Below are 21,931 nucleotides of genomic sequence, written 5' to 3'. Positions count from 1 at the left end.
CGAGCCGGGCCATAACGATGGAGGGGAGGAGCCGGTCGACAGGCCGACAGGCTGCAATGAAAAAGCCCCGGCCCAACCGGGGCTTTTGCCTTTCTTGGGCGTTCAGCTCGCCTTGTAGAAGGTGATCGACTGGCACAGGATTCCCAATTGGCAGCCGGTGATCTTGATGGCGTCCTGGGCGACCAGGGTCACCTTGGCGCCGGCCTGACGGCCGCCATAATTGATCGTGCCTTCCCAGCGGCCCGGCGCGGTCTGCTCGGCCTTCACCACTTCCTGATCGACGAAAGTCAGATTTTCCGCCGTGCGCGAAGCGCCCTGGATGTCGTTGAGTACGCCGCAGAGATCGGTGCCGTCGCCACAGAGCTTGAAGGTGAAGCTGGTGCCTTCGGCATCGATCCAAGTGCCGTTGATATTGGCCTCCTGGGCGAAGGTGGGAAGCGCCATGGCGCTGAGCAACGCGCCGGCGATGAGAAAGGTTTTTGTCTTGGTCACAATAGATCTCCGTCTGGTGATCGCGCCCTCCCGCTCGCCACCACATCTGTTCGAACTTTGCTTGATGCCGCATATAACGCAGTGAATGCGGCAGGGTTGCGGGGCCTTTGCGGCCCTTTTGGTATTTGTGATCCGGCGCGGGTCAGCGCCGGAACGTCGCGGCCAATTCGACATGGGTCGAAAATGCGAACTGATCCACCGCTATTAGGTCGCTCAAGATGAACCCAGCCTGAACCAGCAGCGCCGCGTCGCGGGCAAAGCTGCGCGGGTCGCAGGCCACCATGACCACATGGGCCAGCTTTGAGGCGGCGATCTCTTTCACCTGCGCCTCGGCCCCGGCGCGGGGCGGGTCGAGCACGACGCTGTCGAAGGCCAGTTCGAACCGGGTGAGCGGATCGCGGAACAGATCGCGCGCCCTGGTGGTGATCGCCTTGAGCCCCCGGGTGTGGCGCGCTGCCTTGTCCAGCGCCTGTACCGCCGGCTTGTCGCTGTCGGCGGCATAGACGGGCGACAGTTCCGCCAGCCGCAGGGCGAAAGGCCCGATGCCGCAAAACAGGTCGGCAATGGTCTTGGGCTTGTTCATGGCGGCGATGACATATTCGGCCAGGACCTGTTCGGCCTCGGCGGTGGCTTGCAGGAACGAGCCGATGGGCAGGTCCACTTCCGAGCGGCCCATGGAAATGGTCGGCTGCTGACGCAACAGGACCATTTCCCGGTCCAGCGCCAGCCGGGCAAGACCCAGATCATTGGCCAGTGGCACCAGTTTTTCGACGCGCACATGCTTGGGCGCCTTGCGGATGGCGACGTCGATCCCGCCATTGCTGGCGGTAAAGGCCAGGTCGCATTCCCCGATGGCGGCGCCCAGCGCCCGGGCGATCTCGGGGGCGCGGGCCAGAGCTGGCACAAGGATCGGACAGGCATCGAGATCGAGAAGCTCATGGCTTCTGCTGCGCATATAGCCGGCGCCATCGCGGCGGGCATGCAGGGTGGCGCGACGGCGGCCGGCGCCATGGGCGCGGATGAAGCGGGAGACTTTCGCCTCGATCCCGGCCTGGCGCAGCGGCGTCTCGACGAGGCCGGTCTTGAAGGCGACATAGCTGGCTTCGTCCAGATGCTGCACCTGGCACCCGCCACAACGGCTGAAATGGGGGCAGAACGGCGCGACGCGCTCGGGCGCGGCAGACAGCACTTCCACCAGCGTGCCGCGATCCCCCTCGATCTCGATCCTCACCTGTTCGCCAGGCAGGGCGAAGGGCACGAAGACCCGCTTTCCCTCGACAAGGGCAATGCCCTCGCCCTTGTGGCCGAGGCTTTCGATCGTGGTGGTGACGGGCATATTGGGTCCGGGGGCTGGCGGAAAAAGGCAGATAGCGGGTTTGGAGGCCCGCGCCAATGGCTCAAAAGACCGAAGCCCGATGATTGCTCATCGGGCCTCTGGCTTGCTGCGTAACTTTATCGGGCGCGCCAGGCGCTCAAACCTGCTGCACCGATTCCACGCCCGGCACGAAATGGCGGAGCAGGTTCTCGATGCCGCTCTTGAGCGTGGCGGTGGAGGAGGGGCAACCCGAGCAGGCGCCCTGCATATGGAGGAAGACCGTGCCTTCCTTGAAGCCCTTGAAGATGATGTCGCCGCCATCCATGGCGACGGCCGGGCGGACGCGGGTGGCCAGCAATTCCTTGATGACTTCCACCATTTCCTTGTCTTCTTCTTCGAAGAATTCCTCGACCTCATCGAGATTGGTCGCGTCCGGCGCGCCCTCGATGATGACCGGCTTGCCGGAGAGGAAATGGTCCATGATCACGCCGAGAATGGCCGGCTTGATATGGGCCCAATTGGTCTCGTCCTTGGTCACCGAGATGAAATCGGAACCGAGAAACACCCCGGTCACCCCCGAAATGCCGAACAGGCCCGTGGCCAGCGGCGAAATATCGGCGGCTTCGGGAGAGCGGAAATCGCGCGGCTCGCCGTCGAGAACGTCGCGGCCCGGCAGGAATTTCAGCGTGGCCGGATTGGGCGTGGCTTCAGTCTGGATGAACATGGGGTGTCGCTAACGTCTTTACGATTAGAATGCTTCTAAAATAGACTTTTGGCGACGAAAAGCAAGGGGCTTTCATCTTGCCTGGTCGAGCTGCCGGCCATGATCACCCGATGCGCGCCAGGTCTTTTTTCTGCCGCCGCCTGATCACCGAGGAGGGAATGTTCATGCCCTCGCGATATTTGGCGACGGTGCGCCGGGCCAGATCGATCCCCTGCTCCTTGCGCAAAAGCTCGGCAATAACGTCGTCGGAAAGAATGGCACTGGCCGGCTCGGCCTCGATCAATTGCCGGATGCGATGGCGCACCGCTTCGGCCGAATGATCGCCGCCGCCATCGGAAGAGGCGATGGCGGTGGTGAAGAAATATTTCATCTCATAGAGCCCGCGCGGCGTCGCCATGTATTTGTTCGAGGTGACGCGGGAGACGGTCGATTCGTGCATGTCGATGGCCTCGGCCACCATTTTGAGGGTCATGGGCCGCAAATGGGCCACGCCATGGGTGAGGAAACCGTCCTGCTGGCGCACGATTTCGGCGGCGACCCTGGTCATGGTCTGGGCGCGCTGGTCAAGACTTCTGGTCAGCCAATTGGCATTGGCCAGACTCTCGGAGAGAAACGCCTTTTCTGCCGGATCGCGCGCCTTCCTGCTGACGCTGGTATAATAGAGGCGGTTGACGAGGACGCGTGGCAGCACCTCGGAATTGAGCTCCACCTGCCAGGTGCCGGCGGGGCCGGGCCGCACGAAGACATCGGGCACCACTGTCTCCACCGGGGCGCTGTCGAAGGCGAAACCCGGCCGGGGGTCGAGCTGGCGCAATTCGGCCAGCATGTCGGCCAGATCCTCGCGGTCGCAGCCCAAAGCCTTGAGCAGGGCCGCAATATTGTGCTCGGCCAACAGCTCGAGATTGTCGATCAGCCTGGCCATGATCGGATCGAGCCGATCACGCTCGCGCAATTGGATGGCGAGGCATTCCCCCACCGAGCGGGCGAAGATGCCGAGCGGGTCGCAGGTCTGGAGCGCCGCCAATACCGCCTCGACATCCTCGATCTCGGCGCCGAGCAGTTCGGCCACGGCGGATAATTCGATAGTGAGATAGCCGGCCTCGTTGAGCCCGTCGATCAGGTGGCGGGCGATCAGCCGGTCGGCCTGCGTGCGCAGCAGCATCTGCGCCTGCGCTTCGAGATGATCGGAGAGGCGCGGCCTTGCGGCGACATATTGATCGAGATCGGGCGCATCCCCGCCCTCGAAGGAGCCATTGCGGTCGGGCCCCGATGTGTAACCGATGTCCTGCGGCACGGCGTCGGGAAAGACGTTTTCGACCGCCGTGTCATAACCCTCGGCAATCTCGCCGGCATCCTTGACCCGCTCGCCCGAGGTCACCGTGTCCTCATAGGCGCTCATTTCGCTCGGACGCTCGGGCGCCTCGGCCTGTTCGCCCTCGTCGCCGCCGCCTTCCTCGCGCTCGAGCAGCGGGTTGCGCAGCAATTCGGCCTCGACAAAGGTATTGAGTTCGAGATGGCTGAGCGCCAGCAGCCGGATCGACTGCATCAGCTGCGGCGTCAATGTCAGGCTTTGCGACTGGCGGAATTCCAGCCTTGGCGAAAGCGCCATCGTTCTCGATCTCGTCGTGCCAGTGCCGGCCTTTGCGGCCGGCTTCCGCGGGCACCATGACCCAGTTCGCCGCGTGCAGCAAGGCAAGCGCAGCAAGTTCCGTGCCAAATGCCGTTGCATTGGCGCCGCGCGCTCAGCTCAGATGGAAAAACCCTCGCCCAGATAGACCCTGCGGGCCTCCGGATCGGCGGAGATGGTCTCGGGCCGGCCCTGGATCATCACCTTGCCGCCATGGATCAGATAGGCGCGATCCACCAGCCCCAGCGTTTCGCGCACCGCATGGTCGGTGATCAGCACGCCGATGCCGCGCCGGGTCAATTGGTGGACGAGGCCCTTGACCTCGGCCACGGCGATGGGATCGACCCCGGCAAAGGGTTCGTCGAGCAGCATGAAGCCCGGATCGGCCGCCAGGGCCCGTGCGATCTCGACCCGCCTCCGCTCTCCGCCCGAAAGCGCCAGCGCATTGGATTTGGCCAGGTGTTGGATGGAAAATTCTTCCAAGAGCGCTTTGAGCCGCGCCTTGCGCTCGGCTCGCCCGGCAAGGGTGTTTTCCAGCACCGCCATGATATTGCCGGTAACGGTGAGGCCGCGAAAAATCGACGGCTCCTGCGGCAGATAGCCAATGCCCAATTGCCCGCGCTGGAACAGTGGCAGATGGGTGATGGCCTGTCCGTCGAGCAGGATCTTGCCGGCATCGGGTTTGACCAGGCCCATGATCATGGTGAAGACCGTGGTCTTGCCGGCGCCATTGGGCCCGAGCAGGCCGACCGCCTCGCCCCGCCGCACCGCCAGCGATACGTCGCGCACCACGACGCGCTTGCCGAAGCTCTTGGCCAGGCCATGGGCGACCAGCCAGCCGCTCTGATCGATGCGGGGACGGGCAGGTTCGGCGCTCATTGGGAGGTGAAAATCCCGGTGACCCGCCCGCCGCCGGCGGAGGTGAAGGTGGAGACATTGGTCTCAAGGTTCACCACCAATTCGCTGGCATCGACAACGCCGCTGGCATTTTTGACTTTCACATTGCCGGTGAGGCGCAGCAATTGATCGCCGGGGGTGAAGACGGCGCGGTTTCCCGTGGCATCCTGATCCCTGGTCTTGAGCCGGACATTGCCGCCCGAGGCTTCGAAGGTGCGGATATCGCTGGTGCCGCCCGCCCCATAGGTGGCCACCACTTCGGGGGCCCAGACGGTGACATTGGGATGGGTGACCACGACATTGCCGCTGAACACGGCCTTTTGTTCGGCCTCGTTCATGACGAAGAGGTCGGAGGTGATTTCCACCCGGCTCTGGGCCAGCGCCGGCGGCAAGGCCAGCAGCAGCGCGGCAAGCGCGAAAAGCAATCGGGGCTGGCGCATCATTCTAGTCTCCCGAGCCGGGTATCTCGCCCGGAGTTGAGGGCAGGGTGACGATGGCCCGCGAAAATGTCCAGACTTTGCTGGCCGCGTCATAATCGAGGCCCTCGGCCCGCACGCTGGAGCCATCGGCATAGTCGATGGCCACCGCGCCCCGGCTGGTCAATCGCTGCGCCTGCCAGTCGAACACCGAATCGTGGATCGTGCCGGTGGTGCCGGTCGTATCGGCAAAGTCGGCAAGGCCGGGCACGAGGGTCAATTGCCCTGCCGTATCCAGTTGCGCTTCGGCCGCGTCCACTTCGATCTGGACGCCGTCCGGCCGCTGCACCAAAAGATGCGCGCCGCCGAGATCGATGCTTTCGGTGCGCTCGAGCGCGGCCCGCGCCGCTTCGGCCCAGACCCGATAGGAGGAGCCGTCTTCCAGCATGCCGGCATATTCGGGCGCGTCGACGATGATTGCGTCGGGCGTCACCTCGATGCGTCCCACCGCGAACCGGCCGGTCAGGCTGGAGAGATAGAGCTGCAATACCAGCCCGGCCAGCACCAGCGCCCCCATGGCGGGGACGAGCAGGCGCAGCACGCCGATCAGGCGATTGCGGCGCTCCAGCCGCCGATAGACGCGTAAATCCGCCGTCGCGCCCGCCATGATCGGTCAGCTATGGGCGAAGATGTCGGTTTCCTCCCAGCCCATCAGGTCGAGTGCGCAACGGGTCTTGAGGAAATCGAAGCAGGAACGCGCCAGCTCGGTCCGGCCTTCGCGGGCCAGCATGCGGTCGAGATGGCGCTTGAGATCGTGCAGGTAGAGCACGTCCGAGGCGGCATAGTCGAGCTGGGCCTCGCTGAGCTTGTCCCCGCCCCAGTCCGAACTCTGCTGCTGCTTGGACAGATCGACATTGAGCAGTTCACGCACCAATTCCTTGAGCCCGTGCCGGTCGGTATAGGTGCGGACCAGCTTGGATGCGATCTTGGTGCAATAGACCGGGCCGGTCACGACGCCGAATCGGTGCTGAAGCACGGCGACATCGAACCTGGCATAATGGAAGATCTTGGTGACGGCCGGATCGGAGAGCAGTTTGACCAGATTGGGCGCCTCACTCGCGTCCTGGGGAATCTGCACCACGTCGGCGCTACCATCGCCGGGCGACAATTGCACCACGCACAGCCGGTCACGATGGGGATTGAGGCCCATGGTCTCGGTATCGATGGCGACTTCGCGGCCATAATTGGAAAGATTGGGCAGATCGCCGCGATGCACTCTGATGGCCATGATGAAGGTCCGGTTTGTGGTTTGGTTCTTCCTTGGCACAGAGCTTGGGCCAAGGAAAGGCGGCGTGCGACAGGGTTAATATAAAGCTTTCTTTATGTGCCTATTGCCTTCTCCCGGTGAAATTGCGAAAAGCAGAGTTGAAAGTATGGGGAATGTGTCCTCATACGCGCACTCCCGCGTGCGCCCTCGCCACTCGCAAAGAGGTTTAACGTGGCCCGTTCTACTTATCTTTTCACCTCGGAATCCGTTTCCGAGGGCCATCCCGACAAGGTCTGCGACCGGATTTCCGACGAAATCGTCGATCTGGTGTTCAAGGAAGCCAAAAAGGCGGGCATGGACCCCGCCCAGGTGCGCATTGCCTGCGAAACCCTGGCCACCACCAATCGCGTCATCATTGCCGGCGAAGTGCGCGTGCCTCAATCGCTGCTCAAGAAGGGCAAGGACGGTCAGGTCGTGCTGGATGCGTCCGGCGCTCCGGTGATCAATCCCTCCAAGTTCAGGTCCGCCGCGCGCAAGGCCATCCGCGCCATCGGCTATGAGCAATCCGGCTTCCACTGGAAGAATGCGCGGATCGATGTGCTGCTGCATGGTCAATCGGCCGACATTGCCCAGGGCGTCGATGAGACCGGCAACAAGGATGTGGGCGCTGGCGACCAGGGCATCATGTTCGGCTATGCCAGCCGCGAAACCCCCGAATTGCTGCCCGCGCCGATCTATTACGCCCACAAGATCCTCGAAACCTTGACCGAAGCGCGCAAGGCCGGCACCGGTCCCGCCGCCGTGCTCGGCCCCGACGCCAAGAGCCAGGTGACGGTGAAATACGAGAACGGCAAGCCGGTGGGCGTCACCCAGATCGTGCTCTCCACCCAGCATCTGGACGAGACGCTGACCTCCGAGGATGTGCGCGGGATCGTCGAGCCCTATATTCGCGCCGCCCTGCCCGAAGGCTGGATCGGCGACGACACGGTCTGGCATGTCAATCCGACCGGGAAATTCGTCGTTGGCGGTCCCGACGGTGATGCGGGCCTTACCGGCCGCAAGATCATCGTCGATACCTATGGTGGCGCGGCCCCCCATGGCGGCGGTGCCTTTTCGGGCAAGGATCCCACCAAGGTGGACCGCTCGGCTGCCTATGCGGCGCGCTATCTGGCCAAGAATGTGGTGGCCGCCGGCCTCGCCGACCGGGCTACGATCCAGCTGTCCTACGCCATCGGCGTCGCCAAGCCGCTCTCGATCTATGTCGATCTGCATGGCACCGGCAATGTGGACGAGGCCAGGCTTGAAACGGCGCTGAGCGAAGTGATGGACCTGACGCCGCGCGGCATCCGCACCCATCTCGACCTCAACAAGCCCATCTATGCCAAGACCGCCGCCTATGGCCATTTCGGCCGCAAGGCGGGCCGCGACGGCTCGTTCTCCTGGGAGAAAACCGATCTGGTCAAGGCGCTCCGGCAGGCCGTGCAATAGTCAGGGCCGCCTCGATCGCGTCGTGAGGCACCAATGCGCCCTTCCATGATTGTCACCCTCGGGCTTGACCCGAGGGTTCCTGGTTTTTATGGGCCTCTTCAAAACATGCCCGGGACAGGCCCGGGAGTGGCGAGCGGTGGGCGGCGCCAGGCATGGCCCTTCAAGAGCATTTGATCCGATGAACGATCACGACCTTCCCAAGACCCGTTCTGGTGAACCGCGCGCCTTTTTCGGCCGCCGCTCCGGAAAGACGCTGCATGGGGGCCAAAAGGCGCAGGTGGCCGATATCCTGCCGCTTCTCGAAATCCGGCTCGATAATGCGCTCGATCCGAAAAGCCTTTTCCCCGAGGCGCAGCGCCGCGTCATCGAAATCGGCTATGGCGGGGGCGAGCATCTGGCCCGCAAGGCGGAGGAAGAGCCGCAAACCGGTTTTTTCGGCTGCGAAGTCTTTACCGGCGGCATCGGCAAGATGGTGCAGGCCATTGCCGCGCGCGATATCGCCAATGTCCGCCTTTTCACCGACGATGCGCTCAAGCTGCTGATGGCGCTGCCCGACGCCTCGATCGACGCGGTCTATCTGCTCTATCCCGATCCCTGGCCCAAGACGCGTCATCACAAGCGCCGCTTCGTCTCCCCGGTGACGCTCAGGGAATTGGCGCGGGTGATCTGCCCGGGCGGGCATTTCTACTTTGCCACCGATATCGAGGATTATGCCAACTGGACCTTGGCCCATATCCTGCGGGCGCCCCAATTTGCCTTCGCGCCTGCGGCGCCGGGCAGCTGGCACGAACCCTATCCGGGCTGGCAGCCGACCCGCTATGAACAGAAGGCCCGGCGCGAAGGCCGCATGATCAGTTTCTATTTCGATTTTACCCGGCGCTGAGCGGCGGCCTGCCGCAAACGCGCCGCTTTTGCCGCTCCATCTCTGGACCTTGCGCCAGCGCACCCCATATCGGGGGCTCACGCCGGAGATCGCCATGCCCAGCCTCACCCCCCATTCCCTCGACGATCTGCTGGTGGTCCGGCCGGGTAAATGGACGCTGGTGGTGATCGTGCATCTGCGCGAGGGCACGATGCGGTTCAATGAATTGCGCCGCGATATGGGCGATGTGCCGCAGAAATCGCTGAGTGCCGCTCTGCGGGAATTGGAGCGGGATGGCTTCATCACCCGCCGGGCCTATGCCACGATCCCGCCGCGGGTCGAATATGATCTGACCGAATTGGGGCGGGAATTGCTCGACGTTGCCGACGCGCTGCATCAATTCGCTTTGCGCAACCGGCATGCCGTGCGCAGCGCCAGGGAAAGGTTCGACCGGGCCGGCGCCGATGCCGCCACCGGCAGGAACTGATTCGGGCGCCGCCTGGGGGCGGCGCCGGGATATCGGGCCGGAGCGGCCTAGAGATTGGCGGGAGCCAGCGTGTCCTCGTGGAAGAATTGCATGGTCACCCGTCCATCGGCGCCGCTGACATAGGCGCGGACATAAGAGCCCCATGGCTCAACCGATATGGCGTTCACGCCCTTGGCCTGAAGCTGGTATTGCACATAATCGGCGTCGAAGCTGGAAGCCGGCCCGCTATCGGCGCTGCCCGGCACCGGGGCAGGGGGCGGCACGGCCATTGCCGGCATGGCGATGCCGGCGAGAGCGGCGGCGGAAACGAGGGCGATGACGCTGTTCTTGATCATTTCGAGCATCCTTTCTGCTTTCAACGATTGGGAAATGCGCATGGCCATCAGCGCCGGCAAGTCGCCAAAAAAGTTTTATCCGGCTTGAAATCTCGCGCGCGATGCCGAAAGTTTTCTGAACGACATCAAGCGCTTTGGAGGAAACCCGGTTTCTTTGAGGAAACCTTGCGCCGGCGCTTTTGCGCCATGGGCGGGCCGGCCGGGACGCGCCTCCCGGCAAGGTTCTCAAGGGGCGGCGGGCGCTGGTGCGCTTGCTTTTGCCCTCACTCCGGTCTATAGGAAGCCAACATCATTGCTCTCAATCGAGAGTGGGTGCCCTGACCGGCCCCCGCTCTTTTTGTTATCTGGAACCTCAATTGGCTTTCGATCTCGCCGAAAAGCGCTACATCAAGGAAACGGGCCTCGAAGCCCGGATCGCCCGCATTGTCGAGCCGGTGGCCAATGATCTCGGCTTTGCGCTGGTGCGGGTGAAAGTCACCCCTGAAAACGGCTGCACGCTCCAGATCATGGCCGAGGACGCCCATGGGCGCTTCACCATCACCGATTGCGAGACGCTGAGCAAAGACCTCTCGCCGGTGCTCGACGTGGAAGACCCGATCGACCGCGAATATCACCTGGAAGTGTCCTCGCCCGGCATCGACCGCCCGCTGGTGCGCCAACGCGACTTCGAGCGCTTCCTTGGCCATGAGGCCAAGGTGGAACTGGCCGACATGATCAATGGCCGTAAGCGCTTCCGCGGCGATATCCAGGCCGTCGATGGCGACGGCGTTACCATCCGCCTCCCCGATGCGCCGGGCGGCACCGATCCCGACCACAAGCTGGCCTTCGTCAATATTGCCGAAGCCAAACTGGTGATGACCGACAAGCTCATGGACATGGCCCGCGCCGACCAGGAGCTGCACCCCATCGATGACGACGAGACCGAAACGGTCGAGTACGCCGATAACGAAGACGTCTCCGAGGAGAAGAACTGAAATGGCCGTTAGCGCGAACCGCCTTGAGCTGCTGCAGATCGCCGACGCTGTCGCCCGTGAAAAGTCCATCGACCGCATGGTGGTGATCGAGGCGATGCAGGATGCCATGGAAAAAGCGGCCAAGGGCCGCTATGGCGCCGAGACCGAAATCAAGGTCGAGATCAATCCGCGCTCCGGCGAAACCCGCATGTGGCGCCTGCTCGAGATCGTCGACCAGGTTGAGGAGCCTTCCCGCCAGGTCAATCTCAAGCTCGCCCAGGTCAAGAACCCGACCGCCAAGGTCGGCGATTTCCTCACCGAGCCGCTGCCGCCCATGGAATTCGGCCGCATCGCCGCCCAGTCCGCCAAGCAGGTCATCGTGCAGAAAGTGCGCGATGCCGAGCGCGACCGCATGTATGAGGAATATCAGGGCCGCATCGGCGAGATCGTCAACGGCTCGGTCAAGCGCGTCGAATATGGCAATGTCATCGTCGATCTGGGCCGGGGCGAAGCCATTATCCGTCGCGACGAATTGATCCCGCGCGAAATGTTCCGCTATGGCGACCGCGTGCGCGCCTATATCTATGATGTGCGCCGCGAGCAGCGCGGTCCGCAGATCTTCCTGTCGCGCACCCATCCGCAATTCATGGCCAAGCTGTTCATGCAGGAAGTGCCGGAAATCTACGATGGCGTCATCACCATCCGCTCGATTGCCCGCGATCCGGGCAGCCGCGCCAAGATCGCGGTGACCAGCAACGATTCCTCCATCGATCCGGTCGGCGCCTGCGTCGGCATGCGCGGCTCCCGCGTTCAGGCGGTGGTCGCCGAATTGCAGGGCGAAAAGATCGACATCATTCCCTGGACCGACACTATCGCCGACCTCGTGGTGTCCGCGCTGCAGCCGGCCGATGTCGCCAAGGTGGTGCTGGACGAGCAGGCCGAGCGCATCGAGGTTGTGGTGCCCGACGAGCAGCTCTCGCTCGCCATCGGCCGCAGGGGCCAGAATGTGCGCCTCGCCAGCCAGCTCATCGGCTGGGATATCGACATCCTCACCGAGCAGGAAGAGAGCGAGCGCCGCCAGAAGGAATTCACCGAACGCTCCAGCCTGTTCATGCACGCCCTTGACGTGGACGAGATGGTTGCCCAGCTATTGGCTTCGGAAGGCTTCTCCTCGGTCGAGGAACTGGCCTATATCGAACCGGGCGAAATCGCCTCCATCGAAGGCTTCGATGAAGAGACGGCCGGCGAAATCCAGAACCGTGCCGCCGAATATCTGGCCGAGATCGATCGCAAGTTCGACGAGGAGCGCCTGGCGCTCGGCGTCTCCGACGATCTTTATGAAATTGCCGGGCTCAACGCCGCCATGCTGGCGGCCCTGGGCAAGGAAGACATCAAGTCCGTGGAAGATTTCGCCGGCTGCGCCGCCGACGATCTGGTGGGCTGGACCGAACGCAAGGATGGCGAAACCAAACGCTATGACGGCACGTTCAAGGATTTCCCCGTCAGCCGCGAGGAAGCCGAAGACATGATCATGCAGGCCCGTATCAAGGCCGGCTGGATCGCCGAAGCCGACCTGCCCGGCGCCGATGACGGCGAAGAGGGCTATGCCGAGGAGGAGGCGGTCTAAGGACCGCCTTCTGGGAGCACCCGGCATTGGCCCGGCGCGCGGACATGGTTAGAACCTGTGCCTTGACCCGGACGGAATTGCCGGTCGAGGCGCTGGTGCGTTTCGTGGTCGGCCCCGACGAGGTGCTGGTGCCCGATGTCGAGGCGCGGGCCGAGGGACGGGGCGTCTGGATCACGCTCAGCCGCGCCTGCGTGGAAGAGGCGGTGAAGAAGAAGGCCTTTGCCCGCTCGCTCAAGAGCCAGGTAGAGGTGGCCGGTGATCTGGCCGCGCTTACCGAATTGCGGCTCAAGCAGCGCCTGCTCTCGGCGCTGGGCATGGCCCGCAAGGCCGGTCAGCTCACCACCGGCGCCATGAAGGTGAAAAGCGCGCTGGAAAGCGGCGACGCCATCGCTCTTTTGACCGCGACCGACGCGGCCGAGGACGGGCGCAACAAGATGCGGGGCACACTCAGGGCCCTCAATCATGCGCGGCGCGAGGCCGGTCTCAACGGCCCCGACGTGCCGCATTTCGAATTGCTTCAAAGTGCTGAAATGGATTTGGCACTTGGACTGGAAAATGTGATACATGCTGCCCTCATGACCGGGGCGGCAGCCCAATCGGCAGTGGACAAGGCCAGGCGACTGGCCCGATACACAGCCCAACCGCTGGAAGAGAACACCGACCGCAACGCGGCGTCAGGTGCGCTTTTGCCCGTGGATCAGGACGAAAGACGATAGGAAGTATGGCTGATAACGACGACAAGCGCACCGACGACACCGGCGCCAAGAAGACGCTGACCCTCAAGGGCGGCGCCGGCCTGGGCAATCGCCCCGGCGGGATGTCGCGCGGGCCGTCGCGCTCGACGGTGGTCGTGGAAAAGCGCACCCGCATCGTGCCCAAGCCCAATGCGGGCTCCGGCGCGGGTGGCGGACGGCCCCAGCAGGGCGCCGGCCAGGGCCGCCCGCAGGGTCGGCCCATGCAGCAGCAGAACCGCGCCCCTCTGGGCCTGAGCGCCGCCGAGGCCGAGGCCCGGCGTCAGGCGCTGGCCCTTGCCGGCGCTCGCCAGGCCGAGGACAGCCAGCGTTTCGCCGCCGAGGAAGCGCGGCGCATCGAAGACGATAATCGCCGCCGCCAGGTGCGCGAGGAAGCTGCGCGCCAGGAAGAAGACCGCCGCCGGGCCGAGGAGGCACGTCGCGCCGAGGAAGAAGCCGCGCCCCAGCCCGCGCCGGAAGCGCCGCGCGAGGAAATCGTGCCGGCCAGCCAGCGCAATCCCGGCCCCTCCAGCGTGCGCACCGTTTCCGGCCGTCCCGGCCAGAGCCAGCGTCCGCAGCGCTCTCCCAATGAACGTCCTGCCGGTCGTCCCGGCGAGGGCGAGCGTCCCGCTGCCGGGGCCCGTCCCGCCGGCGAGCGCCGCCCCGCGGGTAGCGCGGGCCGTCCGGCCGGTGATCGCCGTCCGGCTGGTGGCGGCATGGCGCCGATCGGCAATATGCCGCCCGCCCCGCCCAGCGAGGCCGATGGCCGTCGTACCCGCACCGGTGCGCCCCAGCAGCGCCCGACCAGCGAAGCGGAACTGGAAAATGCCCGCCGCGCCGCCCGTGCCCAGCCTGAGCGCCCCTCGCGCCGTGGCGATGACGGCGCCTCGCGCGGCCGTCTGACAGTGTCCAGCGCCACGACCGAGAATGATCGCGATCGCGGTCCCTCGCTCGCCGCCATGCGCCGTCGCCGCGACAAGAAGATGGGCCGCAACCAGCAGGATGCGCCCAAGCTCAGCCGTGAAGTGATCATTCCCGAAGTCATTACGGTGGGCGAATTGGCCAACCGCATGGCCGAGCGTTCGGTCACTGTCATCAAGATGCTGATGCAGCAGGGCCAGATGGCCAAGATCACCGATGTGATCGACGCCGACACTGCCGAACTCATCGCCACCGAGCTGGGCCACACGGTCAAGCGCGTCAGCGAAGCGGACGTGGAAGAGGGCCTGTTCGACATCCCCGCCGACGACAAGGCCGAGGATCTGACCGATCGCGCCCCGGTGGTGACCATTATGGGTCACGTCGACCACGGCAAGACCAGCCTGCTCGACGCCATCCGCGAAGCCAATGTGGTGAGCGGGGAAGCCGGCGGCATCACCCAGCATATCGGTGCCTATCAGGTCGACAAGAACGGCCAGAAGATCACCTTCCTCGATACTCCGGGCCACGAGGCGTTCACCGCCATGCGTGCCCGCGGCGCCCAGGCGACCGATATCGCGGTTCTGGTGGTGGCCTCCGACGACAGCGTCATGCCCCAGACCATCGAATCCATCAAGCACGCCAAGGCGGCGGGCGTTCCGATCATTGTCGCCATCACCAAGATGGACAAGCCGGCCGCCGACCCGCTCAAGGTGCGCACCGAACTGCTCCAGCACGAAGTGTTCGTGGAATCCATGGGCGGTGAAGTGCTCGATGTCGAAGTGTCGGCCAAGACCGGCGCCGGGCTCGACAAGCTGCTCGAAACCATCCTGCTGCAGGCCGAAGTGCTCGAACTCAAGGTGGCCCGCGACGGGCGCGCCGAGGGTCTGGTCATCGAAGCCAAGCTCGATCGCGGCCGCGGTGCGGTGGCGACGGTGCTGGTGCAGCGCGGCACGCTCAAGATCGGCGACATCGTTGTCGCCGGCACCGAGTTTGCCCGCGTCCGCGCCCTGATCAACGACAAGGGCGAGCAGGTCAAGGAAGCCGGCCCGTCCGTGCCGGTGGAAGTGCTCGGTTTCAATGGCGTGCCCAGCGCCGGCGACCGCTTCTCGGTGGTCGAATCCGATGCAAGGGCTCGCGAAGTCACCGAATACCGCACCCGCGCCATCCGCGAAAAGACCGCCGGTGGCGGCGCGACCAGCCTCGAGCAGATGATGAATCAGCTCAAGATCGCCGGGATTTCCAAGTTCCCGCTGGTGATCAAGGGCGACGTCCAGGGCTCGGTGGAAGCCATCGTGGCCAGCCTCAACAAGCTCTCGACCGACGAAGTCTCGGCCCAGATCCTGTTCTCGGGCGTGGGCGGCATCACCGAATCCGACGTCACCCTGGCAGCGGCCTCCAATGCCATCGTCATCGGCTTCAACGTGCGCGCCAACAAGCAGGCCAATGAACTGGCCGGCCGCGACGGCATCGAAATCCGCTACTACAACATCATTTACGACCTCATCGAGGACGTGAAGAATGCCATGAGCGGGCTTCTGGCCCCCGAGCGGCGCGAAACCTTCATCGGTTACGCCGAAATCCTCGAAGTCTTCCAGATCACCAAGGTCGGCAAGGTCGCTGGCTGCCGGGTCACCGAAGGCATCGTGGAACGCGGCGCCGGGGTGCGCCTGCTGCGCGACAACGTCGTCATCCACGAAGGCAAGCTCAAGACGCTCAAGCGCTTCAAGGACGAGGTCAAGGAAGTGCAGATGGGTCAGGAATGCGGCATGGCCTTCGAGAATTACGAAGATATCCGCGCCAATGACGTCATCGAATGCTTCCGTGTCGAGACAGTGCAGCGCACGCTCTAAGCTTCTGTTTCAGGTCAATTTTCAAGGGGACGCGGCACCAGCCGCGTCCCCTTTTTGCGCAATGTCGCTCCGGAAGGACGGCACCGTCTTGCTCCCCTGCGGATGCCGGCATTATATCTGGCAAAACAACTCAACATTGTAGAGCGGTCGGCTTTGACGCAATCCTGGCAATTCTGGGCTCTTCTGGCCGCCGGCTTCGCCGCCCTGACGGCGATCTTCGCCAAAGTCGGCATCCAGAGCACCAATTCCGACATGGCGACCTTGATCCGCACCGCCATCATCCTGGTCATGGCGCTGGGCATCGTGCTCGGCTTCGGTCAATGGCAGAGCCTCGATTCCATCCCGCAAAAAACCTGGTTGTTCCTCATTCTTTCGGGCCTGGCCACCGGCGCGTCATGGCTGTGCTATTTCCGCGCCCTCAAGCTGGGGCCGGCCTCCCAGGTTGCCCCGGTCGACAAGCTCAGCGTGGTCATGGTGGCGCTGTTCGGCGCGATCTTTCTGGGGGAGCGTCTGGCGGGCCACAATTGGATGGGGGTGGCGTTGATCGCCGCCGGCGCGGTTCTCGTGGCGCTGCCTTAGAGCGTTTCAGGGGCGACCGAAGCCGCCCCTGCAGGATCTGACAATCCCTGAGACTGGCAGGCTCAGTTCGCCGCCGACCGGCGCCGATATTCGGAGGCCAGATAGATCACGACCACGGCAAAGAGCGCGCCGATGCCGACCTGCAGCCAATCGAATTTCTGCAATAGGCCGGTGACAAAGAGCATGGCGTCGAACGGCTCCTGTCCCTCGAAGACGCGGTCGAGATGGTCCACGGCCACCGGCATCTGGCTGCGATATTCGAGATAGGCATAGGTATGGGTGGCAAAGGGATGGGCCCCACCCAACGTCACCCATTCCAGCGCCGAGACCAGCGTGGGCAGGAGCAGCGCCAGGGGGATGGCCCAGCGGCCCACGGCGCTGCCCATGGCTCCGACCAGCGCCATATAGGGCAGATACCAGAGCAGGCCACACACCATGAGCACCAGAAACACCATGGCCATCTGCAGATAGATAATTGTGATATTGCCCAGGAGATTGGCGCTGCCCAGCCCGGCGATCATGATGGTGACATAGGCAACCCCGAACATCAAAAGGATGGAGAGCAGGCCGATGACGAAGACCGAACCGGGCAGGATGGTCAAAGCAGCGGTCAGTTTGCTCAGCAGCACCTTGAGATCGGAGACCGGCATGGATTTCCAGAACAGCATGGCATTGTTGCGCTTGTCGGCGGCAAAGCCATCGGCGCAATAAAAGAACAGCACGAAACCGAGATAGGCCAGCCAGGCGGCAGCGAGGCCGGCAAAGCCGGCTTCGAACACCCAGCGATAGGTGACGAAGGACAATTGGCCGGTCATGCGGGTGTCGAGCCGATCGACGCTGAAGGCCAGCAGGGTCAGCGCGAAGACCAGCGCCACCAGAACCAGCGGGGCCAGGAAGAAGGCGCCGCGATGCTCGATATATTCGCGGTGCATGAGAGCGAAGAACGCCTTCATCGGGTCTTCTCCGGATTGGCGGTGGGTCGCTGCATGAGCGCGACGAAGAGGTCGGACATATTGGGGGTCGAGACCCGGCCCAAAGGCTCGAGCCGGGTGCGGTCCACACCCTCGAAAATGAAGACGGTCTGGCCGAAACGGGTTTCTTCGTAAACCGGATTGAGCGCCCTTGCCTGGTCCTGCTCATGGGCCTCATTGGTGACGAGCTGGGAGAATTTCTCGCTCACCGTTTCCATCTGCATATGCAGGATCAGATCGCCGTCGCGGATGAACATGATGTCGGAGAGCATGAACTCGATCTCGTCCACCTGATGAGTGGTGATGATCAATGTGCGTTCCTCGGTCATATAATCTTCGAGCAGCCGCCGGTAGAAGCGCTTGCGATAGGTGATGTCGAGTCCCAGCGTCGGCTCGTCCAGCACCAGAAGCTTGGCGTCGATGGCCATGACCACGGCCAAGTGCAATTGCGCCATCATGCCCTTGGAAAGGGTGCGGATTTTCATCTCCGGCCTGATGTCGGTGCCTTCGAGGAAGGTCTGCGCCTTGTCGCGGCTGAAATTGGGATGGATATTGGTCAGCAGCGCGAAGAGCTCGCGCACCCTGAGAAAGCGGGGCAGGCTGGCGACGTCGGAGATGAAGGCGACATTCTCCATCAGCCGGGCGCGCTGGGCAAAGGGGTCTTCGCCCAGAACCCTTATCGTGCCCTCATAGCTGGTCAGGCCCAGCATGGCGTTGAGCGTCGTGGTCTTGCCGGCGCCGTTATGGCCGATCAGCCCATAGATGCGGCCGGCCGGAATGTCGAAATCGAGCCCATGCAGGATCTGCTTGCGGCCGAAGCTTTTCTTGAGGCTGCGGGCGGAGACAATGGGGTCGGTAACGGAAAGCTCGGTCATTTTTGCGTGTCCTGGTGTCTCGGTTCTGGCGTCAGCAGGCTGGGCAGGTCCAGCTCCAGCGCCCGGATCTGGGCCGCGATACGGGGCCAATCGTCCGTGAGGAATTTTTCGCGTTCATGCGCAAGCAGTTTTTCGCGCGCGCCCTCGGTGACGAACATGCCCAGGCCCCTTCGTTTTTCGACCACGCCGATCTCGACCAGGGCTTCGAAAGCCTTGGTGATCGTCAAAGGATTGACCGAGAGTTCCCCGGCAATCTGGCGGACCGATGGCAGGGCCTCGCCCTCCCCCACCCGTTTGCGCAGGATCATCTCGATCAGCCTTTGCCGGATCTGCACGAAGATCGGCTGGCTGGCGTGAAAATCATCCATGTGTGATGCCTATATAGTGTGCTATATCTCTATCACACCATTACGGTCTGTCAAGCGCCTGCAGCGCGCGGATCAGCCGACAAGGACCGCATTGGTGCAACGCACCGCATGGACCTTGATATCGACCTCGCCCAGACCCAGGCCCAGACTGGCAAGAGCCCCATCAATGGTGAGATCGAGCGTCGCGGCCAGCGGCGAAAGCAGGCTGAGCAATTCGGCGGTCACCCCGGCGGGCGAAATCAGGTTGAGGCCGAGCAGATTGCCCAAAATTTCCGGTGTCGCCGTCAGCGATTTGAACAGCGAGCCGACCAGCGAGGACGGGATGGTCTGGGTTCTGGCGGTGCGCATCACCTTGCCGGCAATGTCGGCGGAGCTGAAATCGAGCCGTATCGGCTTGGACTGCGCGACCTCTACCAGCCCCGACAGATGGACGCGCAAGACCCCGATCACATCGACGGCGCGCACCGGAGCGAGCGACGGTGCAATGCCGAAATCGGACAGGGCCGGATCGCTCATCTCTCCCACGGCCAGCCGTAGTGCGCCGGGCCGCACGGCGATGCTGGCGGTTCCGCGCGGCGCGGCGGGACTGGGACAGGTCGCCGCCGCCACCATTGCTTCGGCATGGGCGAGGTCGAGCCAGAGCGGCAGCTTGACGCCGCCCAGCAGCGCGCCGCCCAGCAATTCGGCCCGCAGGCGCAGACGCGTTTGGGCGGTGCGCAGGATCGTGCCCTTGGGTCCGATGGCGAACCAGCCCCCGCCCTGGGGCGGCTCGCCGACCCCCAGCGACAGATCGAGCTTGGCCAGGCTCGGTACATTGGCCGTGAGCGTCAGGGAGATCTGGCTGGGGCCATCGGCGAGGGCGGCGGCTCCGGTCAGCAGGTCCAGAGCCGAAAACCCGATGCCCAGCCCGCCCGAGCCGGCCGCGCCGATCTGGTGGCGGCCCGCCGCGCCCAGGGACAGCAATTCCCCAATTGCGACCATATGGCCCTGGCCGGACCCGGCCAGCCGGCTCAGCACCGCTCGGGCGGTGCCATTGGTGAGACCGGCCAGAGCGCCGGCAATGGCGCCGGTTCCTGCGCGCATGGCCAGCAGGTCGTCATAATGCCCCGCTGTTATTCCGAAGCGCGTCGCCAGCGCATCGAGGAAGGAAAAGGCATCGACCTGCGCCTCGGCCAGCGCCCGATAGTCGAGGGCGTTGAGCGTGACCGTCGTGCCCAGAAGCGAGGAGAGCAGCGTATTGACCAGCCCGCCATTGAGGCTGGCGAGGCGCGAGCCGATGGAAAAGGAAACCTGCGGGGTCACCGCCGCCACGCCTCTGGCGGCGATCAGGGGCGGGGCGGAAAAGATTGTGGCGAAATGCAGATCGCCCCGCCGTTCCAGCTGCACCTCGACGGCATTATGCGGCGTGGCGCCGGGGCGGAAGCGCTGATCGATATCGGCGATGGTGGGATCGTAGTGGCCGGTCCGCACGATCAGCCCCTCCGTGCTGGCCGGGGCGAGGAGCCGGGCCTCGGCCAGCACGGACTGGGCGATCTCGGCAGCACGGGCGGGGTCCGACGCCGCCGTAATCGCTGCCAGGTCGACCCCGGCCTGCATCTGCCGCCGCTCGTGGTAAAGCGCGGCGGCATCCACCGCCAGGGCGGAGACGATGGCCGAGAGGGTGAGGCTGAAGGCGAAGAGCATGGCCATATTGCCCCGCTCATCGCCCCAGAAGCTGGGCCTTTTCATATCCCGCCCCGGCGGATCGTCGCCCCGCGCGCGATCTGCTTTTCCGGCAGCGGCAGCGGCGGATAGAGGTTCCAGATCGGCAGGTCGCTGGCGTCATAGCGCAATTCGACCAGATATTGGTCGGGATTGCTTGCCGCCACTTCGACCCGAAAGCTCAGCCTTTGCGGATCGATCAGCATATAGGCGCCGGCATTGCGGGCCAGATAGCTTTCGACCAGCCCGCGGCCCTCGCTGGCACTGATGCCGGCAATGGCGGTGCGCGCAGCATCGGCCGCCAATTGCTGCAGCGCATGGGCGGCGCCGAAATAGATGCCATAGGCCAGCATGCCCATCACCATGAGCAGAAAGACCGGGGTGAGAATGGCAAATTCGATAAGGGCGGCGCCGCGTGTATCGCCGGCCCAATCCCTGGGGCGCGGAACCATGCCAGCCTCCTAGCCGGTTTGCTCCAGCCGATCCTGCCCCCGCCCTCCTGCCGGCGGGGTGAAGGCCCGGCTCGGTAATAATGCGGGGCGCGAAGCGGGTTTTTCCCGTTGGGGTTATCCGGCCCGCTTCCCCAGCGGCGCGCGTCTTGTTAGGGAAGGGCAATTCCCGGGGTTTCGTGTGACCAGCCACAATTATCTCTTTGCCCAGACCGACAATGACGCCGCCCTTACCCGGCTGATCGCCACGGCCGCGACGGCGACCGGCTTCATGAAGGGTGCGCCGGGCGCGGCGCTGCCGGGCTGGTATCGCCCGGGCGAGAATAATGGCGCCTTCCTCACCAGCCTCTACCAAAAGATCGAAGCCACCTATCCCGAGGCCGGTCAGCCTTTTTACGCCATGCGGCTCTGGACCAATCTCATCTGGCAACCCTGTTATCTGGCGGTGATCGGCGCACATCTGCATGGCGGGGTACCGGAGCTTGGCACCCTGTCCCAGGCCATGCGCAATATCCATGTCGATGGCTATCGCCTGCCCGCGGCGCCGCAATTTCGCGGCGCTCTGGACGCGATGATCGCAAGGGCCGGGGCCGATCTGCGCCATTACGCCGACGCGGTGCTCAAGGACATCAATGCCGTCACCAAGCTCAAGCGCGTGCCGGCCCTGCGCATGCTGGGCGATCATCTGCTCGGCCTGATGAAGCGCCTGCGCCATTATCAGCCCGATATCTGCGTCGAGGAACAGCAGCGCTGCTGCGTGCTCTGGCAGGCGGCGATGGGCCTGGAGAATGCTGGCGGGCTTGAAGTGATCGACCTGCCCGATGGAAGGGCTTTTGCGATCATGGCATGCAAGGGCTGTTGCCTCGATTACCTCGCCATGCCCGGCACCTATTGCGATTGCTGCCCACGCCAGAAGAAAGACGTCCGGCTCGCCCGGCAGCGCGCCAGCGCCATTGCCGAAATGGAAATGCGCGAGGACTAGGCGAGCCCCTCGCC

22 protein-coding genes and 1 pseudogene are annotated in these 21,931 nt (G+C 64.1%); 9 read left to right on the top strand and 14 right to left on the bottom strand.

Features of this window, described 5'->3' with window-relative positions; translation table 11 throughout:
* Window positions 1-102: 102 nt before the first annotated feature.
* The 8 genes from H0482_RS10205 to H0482_RS10170 form a co-directional block, all read right to left on the bottom strand.
* Window positions 103-492, bottom strand: a complete 390-nt coding sequence (locus H0482_RS10205) for a hypothetical protein (RefSeq protein WP_193729948.1) — start codon at window positions 490-492, stop codon at window positions 103-105.
* Between the two features lie 142 nt (window positions 493-634).
* The gene (locus H0482_RS10200) at window positions 635-1,828 is read right to left on the bottom strand and encodes a class I SAM-dependent RNA methyltransferase (RefSeq protein WP_193729947.1); all 1,194 of its coding nucleotides are present in this window, start codon (window positions 1,826-1,828) and stop codon (window positions 635-637) included.
* A gap of 136 nt (window positions 1,829-1,964) precedes the next feature.
* A complete protein-coding gene (locus H0482_RS10195; RefSeq protein WP_193729946.1) occupies window positions 1,965-2,531 on the bottom strand; it encodes a NifU family protein in 567 nt (188 codons plus the stop codon).
* Window positions 2,532-2,634: 103 nt separating this feature from the next.
* The gene (gene rpoN, locus H0482_RS10190; RefSeq protein WP_193729945.1) at window positions 2,635-4,140 is read right to left on the bottom strand and encodes an RNA polymerase factor sigma-54; all 1,506 of its coding nucleotides are present in this window, start codon (window positions 4,138-4,140) and stop codon (window positions 2,635-2,637) included.
* A gap of 138 nt (window positions 4,141-4,278) precedes the next feature.
* Complete coding sequence (gene lptB / locus H0482_RS10185; RefSeq protein WP_193729944.1) at window positions 4,279-5,037, bottom strand: LPS export ABC transporter ATP-binding protein; 759 nt, start codon at window positions 5,035-5,037, stop codon at window positions 4,279-4,281.
* Window positions 5,034-5,498, bottom strand: a complete 465-nt coding sequence (locus H0482_RS10180) for an LptA/OstA family protein (protein ID WP_193729943.1) — start codon at window positions 5,496-5,498, stop codon at window positions 5,034-5,036. The genes lptB and H0482_RS10180 overlap by 4 nt, the downstream gene beginning before the upstream one ends.
* A gap of 1 nt (window position 5,499) precedes the next feature.
* Window positions 5,500-6,138 carry a hypothetical protein gene (locus H0482_RS10175; RefSeq protein WP_193729942.1) on the bottom strand — a complete coding sequence of 213 codons (639 nt, stop codon included), beginning with the start codon at window positions 6,136-6,138 and terminating at the stop codon, window positions 5,500-5,502.
* 6 nt (window positions 6,139-6,144) lie between these two features.
* Entirely contained in the window at window positions 6,145-6,759 is a 615-nt protein-coding gene (locus tag H0482_RS10170; protein WP_193729941.1) for a ribonuclease D, read from the bottom strand.
* A gap of 210 nt (window positions 6,760-6,969) precedes the next feature.
* Between H0482_RS10170 and metK the strand changes: the two genes are divergently transcribed.
* The 3 genes from metK (at window position 6,970) to H0482_RS10155 (ending at window position 9,575) form a co-directional block, all read left to right on the top strand.
* Entirely contained in the window at window positions 6,970-8,226 is a 1,257-nt protein-coding gene (metK, locus tag H0482_RS10165) for a methionine adenosyltransferase (protein WP_193729940.1), read from the top strand.
* A gap of 178 nt (window positions 8,227-8,404) precedes the next feature.
* Window positions 8,405-9,109: a tRNA (guanosine(46)-N7)-methyltransferase TrmB gene (gene trmB / locus H0482_RS10160; protein WP_193729939.1), complete on the top strand. Its 705-nt coding sequence runs from the start codon at window positions 8,405-8,407 to the stop codon at window positions 9,107-9,109.
* 94 nt (window positions 9,110-9,203) lie between these two features.
* Window positions 9,204-9,575: a winged helix-turn-helix transcriptional regulator gene (locus H0482_RS10155; protein ID WP_193729938.1), complete on the top strand. Its 372-nt coding sequence runs from the start codon at window positions 9,204-9,206 to the stop codon at window positions 9,573-9,575.
* Between the two features lie 47 nt (window positions 9,576-9,622).
* On the opposite strand, the gene H0482_RS10150 is transcribed toward H0482_RS10155, so the two are convergent.
* Window positions 9,623-9,910, bottom strand: coding sequence for a hypothetical protein (locus H0482_RS10150; protein ID WP_193729937.1), 288 nt, complete (start codon window positions 9,908-9,910; stop codon window positions 9,623-9,625).
* 356 nt (window positions 9,911-10,266) lie between these two features.
* Between H0482_RS10150 and rimP the strand changes: the two genes are divergently transcribed.
* The 5 genes and pseudogenes from rimP to H0482_RS10125 all read left to right on the top strand — a co-directional run bounded on the left by rimP (window position 10,267) and on the right by H0482_RS10125 (window position 16,571).
* The gene (gene rimP, locus H0482_RS10145) at window positions 10,267-10,884 is read left to right on the top strand and encodes a ribosome maturation factor RimP (protein ID WP_230989565.1); all 618 of its coding nucleotides are present in this window, start codon (window positions 10,267-10,269) and stop codon (window positions 10,882-10,884) included.
* Between the two features lies 1 nt (window position 10,885).
* Complete coding sequence (gene nusA / locus H0482_RS10140; RefSeq protein ID WP_193729936.1) at window positions 10,886-12,490, top strand: transcription termination factor NusA; 1,605 nt, start codon at window positions 10,886-10,888, stop codon at window positions 12,488-12,490.
* 44 nt (window positions 12,491-12,534) lie between these two features.
* Entirely contained in the window at window positions 12,535-13,206 is a 672-nt protein-coding gene (locus H0482_RS10135) for an RNA-binding protein (protein ID WP_269144680.1), read from the top strand.
* 168 nt (window positions 13,207-13,374) lie between these two features.
* A pseudogene (gene infB, locus H0482_RS10130) lies at window positions 13,375-15,992 on the top strand (translation initiation factor IF-2).
* A 153-nt stretch (window positions 15,993-16,145) separates the two neighbouring features.
* Complete coding sequence (locus H0482_RS10125; RefSeq protein ID WP_230989564.1) at window positions 16,146-16,571, top strand: EamA family transporter; 426 nt, start codon at window positions 16,146-16,148, stop codon at window positions 16,569-16,571.
* 62 nt (window positions 16,572-16,633) lie between these two features.
* On the opposite strand, the gene H0482_RS10120 is transcribed toward H0482_RS10125, so the two are convergent.
* From H0482_RS10120 to H0482_RS10100, 5 genes are all read right to left on the bottom strand, one after another.
* On the bottom strand, window positions 16,634-17,524 hold the full coding sequence (locus H0482_RS10120) for a hypothetical protein (protein WP_193729932.1): 891 nt from the start codon (window positions 17,522-17,524) through the stop codon (window positions 16,634-16,636).
* Complete coding sequence (locus tag H0482_RS10115) at window positions 17,521-18,417, bottom strand: ABC transporter ATP-binding protein (RefSeq protein WP_193729931.1); 897 nt, start codon at window positions 18,415-18,417, stop codon at window positions 17,521-17,523. Before H0482_RS10115 ends, H0482_RS10120 begins: the two co-directional genes overlap by 4 nt.
* Entirely contained in the window at window positions 18,414-18,785 is a 372-nt protein-coding gene (locus tag H0482_RS10110; RefSeq protein WP_193729930.1) for a GntR family transcriptional regulator, read from the bottom strand. Before H0482_RS10110 ends, H0482_RS10115 begins: the two co-directional genes overlap by 4 nt.
* A gap of 72 nt (window positions 18,786-18,857) precedes the next feature.
* Window positions 18,858-20,513: a TadG family pilus assembly protein gene (locus H0482_RS10105; protein WP_193729929.1), complete on the bottom strand. Its 1,656-nt coding sequence runs from the start codon at window positions 20,511-20,513 to the stop codon at window positions 18,858-18,860.
* Entirely contained in the window at window positions 20,510-20,938 is a 429-nt protein-coding gene (locus H0482_RS10100; RefSeq protein WP_193729928.1) for a TadE/TadG family type IV pilus assembly protein, read from the bottom strand. The genes H0482_RS10105 and H0482_RS10100 overlap by 4 nt, the downstream gene beginning before the upstream one ends.
* A gap of 178 nt (window positions 20,939-21,116) precedes the next feature.
* Here H0482_RS10100 and H0482_RS10095 point away from each other — a divergent pair, with 178 nt between their 5' ends.
* The gene (locus tag H0482_RS10095; protein WP_193729927.1) at window positions 21,117-21,917 is read left to right on the top strand and encodes a siderophore ferric iron reductase; all 801 of its coding nucleotides are present in this window, start codon (window positions 21,117-21,119) and stop codon (window positions 21,915-21,917) included.
* Window positions 21,918-21,931: the final 14 nt, after the last annotated feature.

The sequence above is a fragment of the Devosia faecipullorum genome (assembly GCF_015158295.1).
GTDB lineage: Bacteria > Pseudomonadota > Alphaproteobacteria > Rhizobiales > Devosiaceae > Devosia > Devosia faecipullorum.
Note: the sequence above shows the minus strand (reverse complement) of the source record. Positions and strands in the feature narration are given on the sequence as shown.